The following is a 13,987-nucleotide window of genomic DNA, read 5'->3' as shown; positions in this document are numbered from 1 at the left end:
AACCTTCCGACTTAATAAATTAGATTTCTATCTTTAGGCAAAAATATTTTATGAGCAAAACATATTACGACCCCGCAGACCTTAGGAAATTTGGAAAAATAACCGAATGGAATGAAGAATTAGGAAACAAATTTTTCGAATATTACGGTAAAGTTTTCGAGGACGGTGCACTTACCGCTCGCGAAAAATCGCTAATCGCATTAGCCGTAGCCCACACCGAGCAATGTCCCTATTGCATAGACGCTTACACCAAAGACGGCCTGCAACGCGGCGTTACCAAAGAAGAAATGATGGAAGCCATACACGTAGGCGCAGCCATAAAAAGTGGAGCAACCTTAGTACATGGTGTTCAAATGATGAATAAAGTAAACAAATTAGACGGGTAGATTATTTTTGGCGCTACCACAAGGGTCGGGCTTTCACTACTCGCTCCCTTCCGTTGGTCGGGGAGCTCAAACAAACCGTTCAATCCCTAGCGCAACTATCAACCAAGTGCTGTTTTTAAAAAGGAAACAGTATCTTAATTTATAAAAAGTATTAATGGCAACAAAGTCCCTAAAAAAACGCGAAAGCGACTTAGCAAATAGCAACAGGCAGTTGGATATACTATCTAACGGTATATTTAAAAACGGAGAATTACCAACCTTTAAAGATAAAATTTCCGAGACTAGCCAATTTCCGCTTAAAGCGAAAAAACTAGAAATTCTGCAAATAAATGTAGGCTACATGTGTAATCAAGTTTGCGATCACTGCCATGTCGATGCAGGTCCAGACCGTAAAGAAATCATGACTCGCGATACCATGCGCCAATGTTTAGAGGTTATAAAAAACACAGGCGCACACACCTTAGATTTAACAGGTGGAGCCCCAGAAATGAATCCAGATTTCCGTTGGTTTGTCGAGGAGGCAGCCAAAGCAGGCATTACAGATTTTATTGTACGTTCCAACCTCACAATAATTCGTGCCAATAAAAAATATTACGATTTACCAGAGTTTTTCAAAAAGCACAATGTACATGTAGTAAGTTCTATGCCACACTGGACTCGCGGAAAAACCGATAAACAACGTGGCGATGGTGTTTTCGATAAATCTATAAGAGCCTTACAAGATTTAAATGCCATTGGATATGGTATGCCAGATAGCAAACTCAAACTCGATTTAGTTTACAACCCTTCAGGTGCCTTTTTACCGGGCGACCAAGCTGCCATGGAAAAAGATTTCAAAAAAGCATTACTAGAAGATTTCGATATTAGGTTCCACAATCTTTTTGCCATTACCAATTTACCAATAGCTCGTTTTTTAGACTATTTAATAGCCTCAGAAAACTACGAAGACTACATGTATTCACTAGTTGAAGCCTATAATCCTTCGGCAGTAAAAAACGTTATGTGCACCAATACCCTATCCATTAGTTGGGATGGTTATTTATTCGATTGCGATTTTAATCAAATGTTAGACTTACCTGTAAATAGTAAAGCCAAACACATTTCAGAATATAACGAAGAACTATTAGAAGGACGAAACATTGTAATTTCGCAACACTGCTACGGTTGTACTGCTGGCGCTGGTAGTAGCTGCCAAGGTGTAGTCGCATAATATAAAAACAAAACCCATATTTAATATTGAGTAACAATACAGCCATATTAATTTTTGCTAATTCTGCCGAAAAGGAGATTGTTTCAAAATCTTTTTCGTCAAAGCAGTTGTTCGAGACTTTAAATGCTCAGACCATAAAAATTGCAAAAAAAACAGGTTTAGCATATTTTGTATACTCAGAATATGAGCAAGTTGGGTTTTCATTTGGAGAGCGATTTATAAACGCTATTCAATCGGTTTACAATAAAGGCTTCAATCAAGTTATTACCATAGGTAACGACACGCCGCATTTAACAACAACGCATCTATTAAAAACAGTTGAAAAACTGGAAACAAATTCTATTGTTTTAGGTCCTTCAACCGATGGTGGTTTCTATTTAATGGGGCTTAAAAAAGCTTTTTTTAATAAAAATATATTCTTAAAACTACCTTGGCAAACTTCGGGCTTAAACAGAAGTATTTCTACAATTTCAGCTTCAAAAAGCATCGCTATTTGCTATTTAGAGGTATTAACAGATATCGATACAGCATCAGATATCCAAATGGTATTAAATAGTTTTAAAGCTATAGCAACAACCATAAAGTCTATATTACTTCAATCGATATTTGTTGTAAATCCTTTTTCTACTTATCTGAACTTAGCGTTTAAAGACTTCATATTACACTTTCATTTTAATAAAGGATCACCAGTATTGCTTCACCTTTAGTATTTCTCCTTTACAATTTAAAAACTTTTAAAGGCAAAACAAATTACGTTTTCCCTAAACATTTAAAATGAAGCACATTATACAATTCTGTATGATGCTTGCCATAATTGGCAGTAGTCATGCACAAAAAACTATTACGGGTCGTGTAACCGACGCCTCAACCAATACCCCCATTGCCTTTGTAAATATTCAAAACGACACAAATGGCACAATCACCAATGAAAATGGCGATTACCAAATAGATTTATCCTTAAAAACCAACACACTAACATTTTCTTACTTAGGTTACAAAACGCAGACTATTACTATTAGTAACCAAACCATAATAAATGTTGCATTACAAGAAGATGCGTCGGCCTTGGGAGAAATAGTTATAACCGCTTTAGGTTTAAAGCGAGATTCTAAAGAGTTAGGCTATGCTGTACAAGCCATAAATTCTGAGAACTTAACCCAAGTAAAAACCATTAATTTCTTAGACAACCTTCAAGGAAAATTAGCTGGAGTTACTGTTACTCAAGGCGCAACAGGTGTTGGGTCGTCCTCAAAAATAACTATTAGAGGCGAATCTTCATTTTCAAATAACAACCCACTTTTTGTGGTAGATGGTATTCCCATTAACAACGAAACCGTTTTTAATTATACCAATGAGGCCGCAGCAGGTTTTCAAGAAATAGATTTTGGTAACGGAGCCATGGCCGTTAACCCTGACGATATCGAATCGGTTACCGTTTTAAAAGGCGCAAACGCCGCAGCACTTTATGGCACCAGAGCATCAAACGGTGTTATAGTAATAAAAACCAAAGATGGAAGTGATAAAAAAGGTTTTAGCGTTAGTATAAATACAGCCATCACTATCGATTCTGCTTTTAAACTACCTGAGTTTCAAAATACATTTGGCCAAGGGCAATCTGGACAGTTTGAATATGTAGACGGTTTAGGCGGAGGAACTAGCGATAACATTTCCTACTCTTGGGGTCCACGATTAGATGTTGGCAATTTAATTCCACAATTTGATAGCCCTGTACAACTAACCGACGGTAGTTTTGTAAGAGGTGGAGACACCGCCTTATACAACGGCTTACCTATTACGGCAACCCCTTTTAACTCCAACCCAAATAATTTAAAAGATTTTTACAGAACAGGAGTTACTACAACCAACAACGTAGCCATTTCAAATGGTTTTGAATCTGGAAATTACAGATTATCGTTCACCGATTTAAGAAGCGAATCCATTATTCCGGGTGTAAATTTAAACAGACAAACCATTGCGGCTAAACTTAATTTTAGACCTTCAAACAAAACAGAGATAAACACATCTTTTAATTACGTAAACTCCAATAGCGACAACAGACCATCAAATGGTTATGGTAGCGAAAATGTAAATTACTCGCTAGTGGCATGGGGACCGCGTTCTTTAAATATTAATAGTTTAAAAAATTATTGGCAACCTGGTCTTGAAGGCTTACAGCAATATTCGTTTAACTATACGTTTTTTGACAACCCGTATTTTATTCTTTTAGAAAACAGAAATGCTTTTAATCGCGACAGACTATTTGGAAACATCGCTTTAAAACAGGATGTAACCAATCATTTAAGTATATCGCTACGAACAGGAATGGATTACAGCAGCGAAACTCGCAAACTACAACGAAATTATAGTAGTAACCGATTTAAAAATGGTGCTTATGCAGAGCATGATGTTTTATACCGCGAAGTAAACACCGATGTTTTAATTAATTACCAAAATACATTTCAAAATGTTTCGGTAGATTTCTCTTTTGGTGGTAATCGTTTAAATCAAACCGCTTCAACAAAACAATCGCAAACCGTAAACTTAGCACAACCCGGTATTTTTAGTTTAAACAATGCCGCATCGCCTATAGAAGTATTTCAGTTTGAAAGCAAAAAACGCATCAATTCATTTTATGGCGTTGCAAAACTAGGCTATAAAGACTATTTATTTTTGGACGTAACGGGCAGAAACGATTGGTCTAGTGCTCTAGCAACACCTTTTTCGGTTAGCGGCACCTCGTTTTTCTACCCTTCGGCTTCGGCAAGTTTCATTTTATCGAAAGCTACCAATTTACCAAGGGCGTTTTCTTTTGCAAAATTGCGTGCTAGTATAGCACAAGTTGGAAACGACACGAGCGCCTACCAAACTTCTGGAGCGTTTGTTTCGCAAACCACCTTTAATGGTGAGGCCACCTTTAGCTACCAAAACTTTATACCCAACACCAACTTAAAACCAGAACAGACTACTAGTTATGAGATTGGTGCCGATTTACGTTTTTTTAAAGACCGCTTAAATTTTGATATCACTTATTACAATGCAACTACTAAAGATCAAATTATTTCGCTACCTGTTGCCATAGCTTCTGGTTACAACCAACAAGTAGTAAATGGTGGCGAGGTAAACACAAAAGGTGTAGAATTGATATTAGGAATAATCCCAATTCAAAACAAAAACTTTAAATGGCATACCACTTTTAATTTTGCAAGTAACAGATCGACAATTACCGATTTACCCCAAAACGACGGGCGCTTAACTTTAGCGTTTAGCCGAATTTATGATAGCGCAAACCAAACGGTATGGTTTCAAGTTGAAGAAGGCGGGCGCATAGGAGATTTATATGGTACTGGTTATTTAAAAAACGAAAACAATGAATTTATTGTTGATGATAATGGTCGATTTATTGCTGATAACACCCTAAAGAAAATAGGGAATTACAACCCCGATTTCACTTTAGGATGGAACAATAATTTTAGCCACAAAAACTGGCATTTAAATTTACTTTTCGATTGGCGACAAGGCGGCGAAATAGTATCTAGAACACGAGCATTAGGAAACGTTGGTGGCCAATTGGCTGAAACGGCATATAGACCAGAAGAAGGTATTATTGCGCAAGGCTTTAACCAAACTACTGGATTACCTAACACGGTGGCCGTAACCGCAGAGAGTTATTACCGCCAGTTTTACGATAGAAACCATGAAGAAAACAATATGTACGATGCTTCTTTTTTAAAGCTTCGACAATTTGCTATTGGCTATAATTTCAAATTGAACGATGGCTTTTTAGGATTAAAAAACGGTGCCGATTTAAGTTTTTCTATAACCGGAAACAATCTTTTTGCCATTACCGAAAACCCGCATTTTGATCCCGAACAAATCGCTGTACAAGGCAATGGGTTTGTTAGCGGTGTTGAGGATTTAAGTTATGCCACATCACGAAGTTTTGGCTTTAAAGCAGGTATAAATTTTTAAAGAATAAACATGAAAAACTATATATACATCTTAACAATCTTAACACTTTTTACTGCATTTAGCTGTACAAAAGACTTCGAGACTATAAATACAAACCCTAATGCACCAGTAGCCGTACAACCTAGTTTGTTACTCAGACAGGTCATTTATAATTTTGGTGAAGAAATGAGTTATGAAGGCTTTGTGGCTGGCGATTTACTAGCACAACATCGAACGGCTTTAGATTTTAATTTATTTGATAGACATGCTTTAAAATCACCGCAACTTGGTGGAAATCCATGGCCTATATTTTATACCAACCTGAGAGATAACGACATTATTTTAAAGCAATCGCAAACCACTGAAGCTTTTAAAGTATATGAAGGTTCTGCTTTAATTTTAAAAGCATACCTCACAGCAAACTTAACAGATTTGTATGGTGACGTCCCGTATTTTAAAGCCTTTAACGGTGTAAGCGGCACAGTAACTCCAAAATACGATTCGCAAGAATCTATATACCTTAACCATGGTGGCATTGTAGATAATCTAGACCAAGGTATTTTAGCTATTACCAACTACAAAGATGCTATAGCTTTGGAAGGCGACATTTTATTTAATGGCGATTTACAAGCATGGATTCGTTTTGCCAATGCACTAAAAATTAAAAGTTTGCTTAGAATTTCAGATAAAATAGAAGTTTCAGAAGATTTACAAGCACTGTTTGATGCAGACAATTACATAAAAACAAACGCTCAAAATGCAGTTTTCGACTTTACAAATTCAGACCCAAATAGTTTTAGATTAGCGCAATTAAGAATTGGGGACTTTAACAATTTCGTGCTTTCTGAAACTATGGAAGACATTCTTGTTGACTTGGAAGACCCTAGAATAAACACCTTTTTCAAACCTTCTTCTAATGCAACATCCAACGCATTTAACGGCTTACTAAATGGCATTGATGCCACATCAACATCTGTAACACTAGGTAATTATTCTTTAGCAGGCAGCATGTTTAGAGAAGACACCTCAACCTTAGACGCGAATTTTATAACCGCTTGGGAAGTCTATTTTGCCTTAGCCGAAGCGGCCGAAAAGAATTTAATTACAGCCAATGCAGAGCAACTTTACAACAAAGGTGTTGCTTTAGCTTTCGAATATTGGAACACAGCTTTACCAACCAACTATTTAACAGGCAATGCCGCTTTTAATGCACCAAATACAACACCATTAGAACAAATAATAACGCAAAAATGGATTGCAAATATTATTAACGGTTACGAAGGCTGGACGGAATACAGACGCACTGGATTCCCTGCTCTAAAACCTATTGCGGCAAGTTTAAACAACAATTTAATTCCGGTAAGAATGCCATACCCCGAAGAGGAAGCCACATTAAATACCGAAAATTATAATGAAGCGGCAAACGCAACAAATAACAACAGCATAAATAGTCCTGTATGGTGGAATAAATAAAATTGCAATGGAAACAATTACAATTCAATGGCTATTAATTATCGTATCGAGTTTGATACTGTTTTTTATTTCGCCATTTGCAAAATCTACGAATCAATTCTTCAGAGCTACTAAAGTTAAAAAGTCTCCGAACACACTCGTGCTAACAGGGAGTCTTATCATTTCTTGGATTTTTGCCAAAAGCATTACCAATGCCGCAAACCTAGGGTTAGACTATGGTATTGTTGGTGGCGTAGCCTATGCCGGTTACTACTTATCTTTTGCAGTTGCTGGTTCAATAATTTATAAATTACGAACCAAAGGCGGTTTTACAAGTATCCACGAGTTCTTAACTACTAAGTTTGGAAAAGGCGCCATGGCCTTATTTTCTATATTAATAGCCATACGGTTGTTTAACGAGGTTTGGAGTAACACCATGGTTATAGGCAGCTACTTTGGCGAAACAGGTAGTAAACCTTATTACTGGTCTATTATTTTATTCACAGTCTTAACTTTAGCTTACGCTATTAAAGGCGGATTAAGCAGTTCTATTTTTACCGACATTATTCAAATGGGGTTATTCTCAATCCTATTAATTATTATTTTAAGTACTATTTTTTCAGTTGACAATTTCGGAGCTCACGAAGTTATATCCTCAGGAACATGGAGCTTTGAGCTTGGTTTAAACTTATTTTTTGCAGCTGTAATTCAATCGTTTAGCTACCCGTTTCACGATCCGGTCCTAACCGATAGAGCATTTATTAGCACACCCAAAGTAACTCGAAAAAGTTTTCTTCTTGCTAGTGTATTGGGTGCTATTTGTATCATTCTTTTTTCTTTTATTGGCATATACGCCCAAACGCAAGGTTTAAAAGGACAAGCTGCTGTAGAGGTAGGTAAAGCGTTTGGCGTCGTTATTTTACTAGCTATTAATTTCATTATGATAACCTCGGCAGCATCAACCTTAGACTCTACCTTTTCGTCATTTTCAAAATTATTATCTGTCGATTTAAACCTAGGCAAAAATTTAACTTTTGGCAGAGCCTCAATGGTTGCCATTGCCATATTAGGAACCCTTCCTGTTTTTTTAAATGCCGAAATACTATCGGCTACCACAATTTCAGGAACTATGGTTATTGGCTTAACTCCTGTTTTTATGTTTTGGAATATTAAGGTTCCAAAGATTAGTTTTTATTTAAGTATTATTTGTGGAATAGTTTTTGGGTTTGTTTTAGTGTTTAAACTATTTCCAGAAGCACTCATTTTCACAAAAGGAAAATATGCCGATTTACTATGGGTAAATGCTTGGGGTATTTTAAGTTGTATCATTTTATATTTAGCACCCAAATGGATAAAAAAATAGAACATCTAGGACGGTTATCTGGCAAAACACTGCTATTTGGTGGCGTTTATAGCAACTTGCAAGCCTTAGAAGCTTTAAAGCAAGTGGCAGAAGTCGAAAACATTAGTCCAGAAAACTGTATATGTACGGGAGATATTGTTGGTTACTGTGCCCAACCAGAAGAAACCGTTCAATTATTTAAAATTTGGAACCCTAGAAGTATAGCTGGTAACGTAGAAATTCAATTAAGCGAAGGGGCAGAAGATTGCGGATGCGATTTTAAAAAAGGCTCTAGATGCGACGGGTTTTCACAACAATGGTACTCATACGCTCAAAGCTTACTATCACAAGATTCTTTGGCTTTTTTAAAACAATTACCAGACCACCTTACTTTTAATTACGCAGGCAAAAAAGTAATGGTTGTTCATGGTTCGTATTTTAACACCTCCGAATTTATTTTTAAATCGACACCCTGGGAAACCAAGGCTATAAATTTCAATGTAGACCAAAGCGAAGTTATTATAGCTGGCCATTGCGGATTGCCATTTAACGATTTACAAAACAACAAACTATGGTTAAATCCTGGCGTTATTGGTATGCCTGCAAACGATGGTAATCAAACCGTTTGGTATGCTATTTTAGACGATTCAACAGGCAAATTAGAATACAAACACCATACGCTAAACTATAATTACAGATTAACTAATACATTAATGCAAAACGGCTTGCTTCCGGAAGAATATGCTAGAACCATAGTAACTGGTATTTGGGATAATACCGAAATTTTACCAGCCGTAGAAAGTGGATTGCAAGGATTCGGAATAAATCTGTAATTTTATTAAATATTTTAAGACTAAAAAACACATGAAAAACACCATTTTATTTTTAGTATTACTATGTAGCAGTCCTTTATTTGCGCAAAAATCAATTGATAAGTTACTAGCAAAATACAATGATAATAGCGTGCCCTATATCACACCTCAAGAACTAGCAATGCCTAAAACAGAAGTGGTTTTATTGGATTCTAGAGAATTAAAAGAATATAAAACCAGTCATTTAAAAAATGCTATTCATGTAGGGTACGATCACTTTAAAATACATAAAGTTGAAACACTAATACCAGATAAAAACGCAGAAATAGTCGTGTATTGCTCAGTTGGTATTCGATCAGAATCTATTGGAGATAGCCTTAAAAAAGCTGGATATTCTAATGTAAAAAATCTTTATGGTGGTATTTTCGAATGGAAAAGCAACAACTTCCCTGTTTACAACGCCATTGAAAAGGAGACAGACAGTATCCATACCTTTAATAAAGTTTGGAGCAAATGGCTAAAAAAAGGCATAAAAGTTTATGAATAAAGAATTAGTAATTGTTTTTGTGAAAAACATAAAATTAGGCAAGGTAAAAACAAGGCTTGCCAAAACTATTGGCAACCAAGGCGCTTTCGATGTTTATACAGAATTGGTTAGTGTAACCGAAAATGCGACGCAAAAACTAAAGGCCAATAAACGCATTTATTTTTCCGAATCTATTGTAGAAAACCAATGGAATTCCCATCAAAAATTTGTTCAAGAAGGCGCAGATTTAGGCGAACGCATGAAAAACGCATTTATAAAAGGCTTTCAAGATGGCTACAATCGTATTGTTTTAATTGGTTCAGATTTACCAGACATTACAGCAAACCATATTAACAAAGGACTCGAAGCCTTAACAGAACACGACGTTGTTTTTGGACCAGCCGAAGATGGTGGCTATTATCTAGTTGGCCTATCCAGAGCACACCATTTTATTTTTAATAATAAACCGTGGAGCCAAACACATTTACTGCAAGAAACCTTAAACGAAATAAAGGAAAAACAAGTAACATTTACTACCTTAGATACTTTAAACGACATTGATAATTTTGAAGATTTAATAGCTTCAGAATTTTATCAAACTAACACAGAATTACAAGAAAAAATCAAACAACTACAAGGTTAAAAAAATGCTTTCAAATTAAGAAAACCAAGCAAATGCATAGGTTTTCGGTTTTTAAACATTTTATTTAAAAAATTAAACATGATGCAATTTATAGAAGAAACAGTAGAGTACTTAATAGATAAAGGATTCGATAAACCAGAAATAGGCATTATCTTAGGCACCGGTTTAGGAGAACTAATTAACGATGTCGAAATAATAAAAGAGGCAAGCTATAACCACATTCCTAATTTCCCAACAGCCACAGTCGAGTTTCATAAAGGTAAACTTATATACGGTATAATGGGTGGTAAAAAAGTAATAGTTATGCAAGGGCGCTTTCACCTTTACGAAGGCTATTCGCTACAAGATGTCACCTACCCTGTTCGCGTTATGGAAAAACTAGGTATTCACACCTTATTAGTTTCAAATGCATCTGGCGCCATAAACCTCAACTTTAAAAAAGGCGAATTAATGCTTATTGACGACCATATAAATCTTCAAGGCAGCTCGCCACTTGCTTTTAAAGGCGTAGAGCTTTTAGGTGAGCGTTTCGCAGATATGAGCGCGCCTTACAATGCCGCTATAAATACTAAATTCAAATCCATTGCAGCCCAACATGATATAACATTGCACGAAGGCGTATACGCTAGTGTTGTAGGACCTCAACTAGAAACTAGAGCCGAATATCGCATGTTAAAAATTATAGGTGCAGATGCTGTTGGCATGAGCACAGTTCCAGAAATTATAGTTGCCAATCATTTAAATTTAAAAGCAGCCGCGGTTTCTGTGTTAACAGACGAGTGCGATCCTGACAACCTAGCACCCGTAGATATTGCCGAAATTATAGCCATGGCCGAAAAAGCAGAACCTAATATGGTTACACTTTTTAAAGAATTGATAATTAGTTTATAACGTTTGGGCGTTACCGCAAGGGTCGCGCTTTCCATTATATCTTTTTTTGCCACTTATAAAAGCAAAAAAAGGATGCCACTACAATCGCTAACGCACCGTAGAACTAGTAAATATAATTAGTATTCAAATAAGGCCCTTTAGGTTTAAAAAACCTGAAGGGTTCAAACTCCAAACCCATGGAAACCTATATAGCACTCATAAAAAAATCCTATTCTGGCTATTGGAACTACCTAAAATATGAATTATTAGACCTTAACCATTGGGATAATTATTTTTATGGATTAATTGTTATATCCATTGCCGTATGGTTACTAGAAATTATTTTCCCTTGGCGAAAAAACCAATCTATTTTTAGAAAAGATTTTTGGTTGGATACCTTTTACATGTTTTTCAACTTCTTTCTTTTAAACCTTATTATATTAATTGCACTGTCTAACACCGTTGCTCATTTTTTTAATTCGTTATTAGAAAGTATCGGGTTATCACTAAAAAGTTTTCAGCTTTTTGATGTCGATAATTTACCCAAATGGCTCGGTTTACTGGTATTCTTTGTGGTTTCAGATTTTGTACAATGGAATACACATAGACTTTTACATAGATTCCCGTTTTTATGGAATTTCCATAAAGTACACCACTCTGTTAAAGAAATGGGGTTTGCTGCGCACCTAAGATACCATTGGATGGAACCTGTTGTTTATAAATCCCTTCTTTACATTCCTATTGCTATTATTGGTAATTACAATGCTAACGATGTGGCAATCGTTTACTTTTTTGCCATTACCGTTGGACATTTAAACCATGCCAATTTAGGGTGGGATTACGGCATTTTTAAATACATTTTTAATAACCCGAAAATGCATATCTGGCACCATGTAAAAACCTTACCCAATCATGTTAGGTTTGGTGTTAATTACGGACTAACCTTAAGCATTTGGGATTATTTATTTAAAACAAAATACATCCCTCACAATGGAAAGGATATTGAACTTGGGTTTCCGGGCGACGAACATTTCCCAAAGGACTTTATAAAACAAGAACTTTACCCCATTTTCTCAAAAAAATCGGAATCTGATTCCGATGGTTAAAACACTCTAAATGAAACACCTATTAGTTATTACAGTAGTTCTGCTGTTATTGGCTTGCGCTGGAACAAAAAATATTACCGAGCAGCCTATTGCAAAAACTCCGCCCATAGAAAAAACAGAACATGTGGTTACAGAACAAACCACACCTGCTGAATCTACCACAAAAACACCTAAAACCAAAGTGCCAGAACCTACAAATAACATAGAACAAGAAACGCCGGAAGTAGCAGTAAGCACCTTTAATCATAACGACTGGGATAGTTTACTACAAAAACATGTTACAGCTCAAGGAAACGTAAATTATAAAGGCTTTAAAACAGACAGAAAAGCCCTTACAACATACATTACAAAACTAGGTAACCATTTACCAGATAACACTTGGTTAAAAGAAGAGAAACTAGCCTATTGGATTAATGCTTACAATGCCTTAACGGTCGATTTAATTCTGCGTCATTACCCAATAAAAAGCATAAAGGACATAAATGCCCCTTGGGACCAACGGTTCTGGAAATTAGGGAATAAATGGTATAATCTTAATGAAATTGAACATGATATTTTGAGAAAAATGGACGACCCTAGAATTCATTTTGCCATTGTATGTGCTTCTTTTTCGTGCCCTAAATTACAAAACGAAGCCTTTACGAGTCAAACCATAAACAATCAATTAAATTTGGCAACTAAAGCGTTTTTAAATGATCCTTCTCGTAATGACATTTCAGAAAATAGCATTAAAATATCAAAGATTTTTCAGTGGTTTTCAAAGGATTTTAAACAACATGGCAGTTTAATAGATTTTCTAAACAGGTATTCTGCTATTACCATTTCCGCGAAAGCGAAAAAAAGTTATAAAGATTATAATTGGGACTTAAATGAATAAAACTGAATCTAGTATTTTTTCGTAAGCATTACCATGATAAGCATTATTATTCCAACCTTAAACGAAGAAGCCCAAATTGGCAAATTACTAGAGCATTTACTAGCAAATTCATCAGCTACAATAACTAGAGAAATTATTATTGTTGATGGTGGCAGTAAAGATAATACAAAACGCATTGTTCAAGATTTCTCAAACTTCACGAAAACCTCAAACAAAAAGGCCTTTAATTATATTGACAACTCGGTTATAGACAAAAAAACCATAACCGACGAAAAAACAGAAACTTACATCCTGCTTTTAAATTCTGAAAAAGGCAGAGCAAAACAAATGAATTTAGGTGCAAAAATGGCATCGGGAGATATTCTGTACTTTTTACATGCCGATTCGTTTCCTCCTAAAAATTTCGACCGACATATTTTAAATCAAGTAAAAAAAGGTAATGAAGCAGGCTGTTTTAGGATGCAATTCGATAGCTCGCATTGGTGGTTGCGTTTAGCTAGTTGGTTTACAAAATTTAATTGGCGAGCATGCAGAGGTGGTGACCAAAGCCAATTTATAACAAAATCGTTATTTAAGGCTATTGGACAATTTGATGAGAACTATTGTATTTATGAAGACAATATTTTAATAAATGAATTGTACGCCAGAAAACAATTTGTGGTGATAAATAAAAAACTTAAATCGTCGGCAAGAATGTATAGAAAACACGGCGTTTGGAAACTGCAATATTTCTATTGGAACATCTATTTAAAAAAATGGCTTGGTGCCAATGCCGATGATATTTATAGCTATTATAAGAAAAACATTGGTTAGTT

General features: G+C 35.6%; 13 protein-coding genes. All 13 read left to right on the top strand.

Annotated elements, in window-relative coordinates:
- The first annotated feature begins 50 nt into the window (after positions 1-50).
- The 13 genes from AAFN75_RS10080 (at position 51) to AAFN75_RS10020 (ending at position 13,985) form a co-directional block, all read left to right on the top strand.
- The gene (locus AAFN75_RS10080) at positions 51-386 is read left to right on the top strand and encodes an arsenosugar biosynthesis-associated peroxidase-like protein (RefSeq protein WP_092847926.1); all 336 of its coding nucleotides are present in this window, start codon (positions 51-53) and stop codon (positions 384-386) included.
- Between the two features lie 154 nt (positions 387-540).
- The gene (gene arsS / locus AAFN75_RS10075; RefSeq protein ID WP_411806219.1) at positions 541-1,596 is read left to right on the top strand and encodes an arsenosugar biosynthesis radical SAM (seleno)protein ArsS; all 1,056 of its coding nucleotides are present in this window, start codon (positions 541-543) and stop codon (positions 1,594-1,596) included.
- Positions 1,597-1,622: 26 nt separating this feature from the next.
- On the top strand, positions 1,623-2,303 hold the full coding sequence (locus tag AAFN75_RS10070; protein ID WP_411806218.1) for a DUF2064 domain-containing protein: 681 nt from the start codon (positions 1,623-1,625) through the stop codon (positions 2,301-2,303).
- A 67-nt stretch (positions 2,304-2,370) separates the two neighbouring features.
- On the top strand, positions 2,371-5,565 hold the full coding sequence (locus AAFN75_RS10065; protein WP_411806217.1) for a SusC/RagA family TonB-linked outer membrane protein: 3,195 nt from the start codon (positions 2,371-2,373) through the stop codon (positions 5,563-5,565).
- 9 nt (positions 5,566-5,574) lie between these two features.
- A complete protein-coding gene (locus tag AAFN75_RS10060; protein WP_411806216.1) occupies positions 5,575-7,017 on the top strand; it encodes a SusD/RagB family nutrient-binding outer membrane lipoprotein in 1,443 nt (480 codons plus the stop codon).
- Between the two features lie 7 nt (positions 7,018-7,024).
- Positions 7,025-8,359: a sodium:solute symporter family transporter gene (locus tag AAFN75_RS10055; RefSeq protein ID WP_411806215.1), complete on the top strand. Its 1,335-nt coding sequence runs from the start codon at positions 7,025-7,027 to the stop codon at positions 8,357-8,359.
- Positions 8,344-9,171, top strand: a complete 828-nt coding sequence (locus tag AAFN75_RS10050) for a metallophosphoesterase family protein (protein WP_411806214.1) — start codon at positions 8,344-8,346, stop codon at positions 9,169-9,171. Before AAFN75_RS10055 ends, AAFN75_RS10050 begins: the two co-directional genes overlap by 16 nt.
- A gap of 31 nt (positions 9,172-9,202) precedes the next feature.
- Positions 9,203-9,697 (top strand): rhodanese-like domain-containing protein, encoded by a 495-nt coding sequence (locus tag AAFN75_RS10045; RefSeq protein ID WP_411806213.1) that lies wholly within the window; start codon positions 9,203-9,205, stop codon positions 9,695-9,697.
- Positions 9,690-10,319, top strand: a complete 630-nt coding sequence (locus tag AAFN75_RS10040) for a TIGR04282 family arsenosugar biosynthesis glycosyltransferase (protein WP_411806212.1) — start codon at positions 9,690-9,692, stop codon at positions 10,317-10,319. Before AAFN75_RS10045 ends, AAFN75_RS10040 begins: the two co-directional genes overlap by 8 nt.
- Before the next feature lie 78 nt (positions 10,320-10,397).
- Positions 10,398-11,210 carry a purine-nucleoside phosphorylase gene (locus AAFN75_RS10035; RefSeq protein WP_411806211.1) on the top strand — a complete coding sequence of 271 codons (813 nt, stop codon included), beginning with the start codon at positions 10,398-10,400 and terminating at the stop codon, positions 11,208-11,210.
- A gap of 176 nt (positions 11,211-11,386) precedes the next feature.
- A complete protein-coding gene (locus tag AAFN75_RS10030; protein ID WP_411806210.1) occupies positions 11,387-12,295 on the top strand; it encodes a sterol desaturase family protein in 909 nt (302 codons plus the stop codon).
- Between the two features lie 10 nt (positions 12,296-12,305).
- Positions 12,306-13,172, top strand: coding sequence for a DUF547 domain-containing protein (locus AAFN75_RS10025; RefSeq protein ID WP_411806209.1), 867 nt, complete (start codon positions 12,306-12,308; stop codon positions 13,170-13,172).
- 33 nt (positions 13,173-13,205) lie between these two features.
- The gene (locus AAFN75_RS10020; RefSeq protein WP_411806208.1) at positions 13,206-13,985 is read left to right on the top strand and encodes a TIGR04283 family arsenosugar biosynthesis glycosyltransferase; all 780 of its coding nucleotides are present in this window, start codon (positions 13,206-13,208) and stop codon (positions 13,983-13,985) included.
- The last annotated feature ends 2 nt before the right edge of the window (positions 13,986-13,987 follow it).

The sequence above is a fragment of the Algibacter sp. AS12 genome, assembly GCF_046736315.1.
GTDB lineage: Bacteria > Bacteroidota > Bacteroidia > Flavobacteriales > Flavobacteriaceae > Algibacter_B > Algibacter_B amylolyticus.
This window is presented reverse-complemented; position numbering and strand designations above follow the sequence as displayed.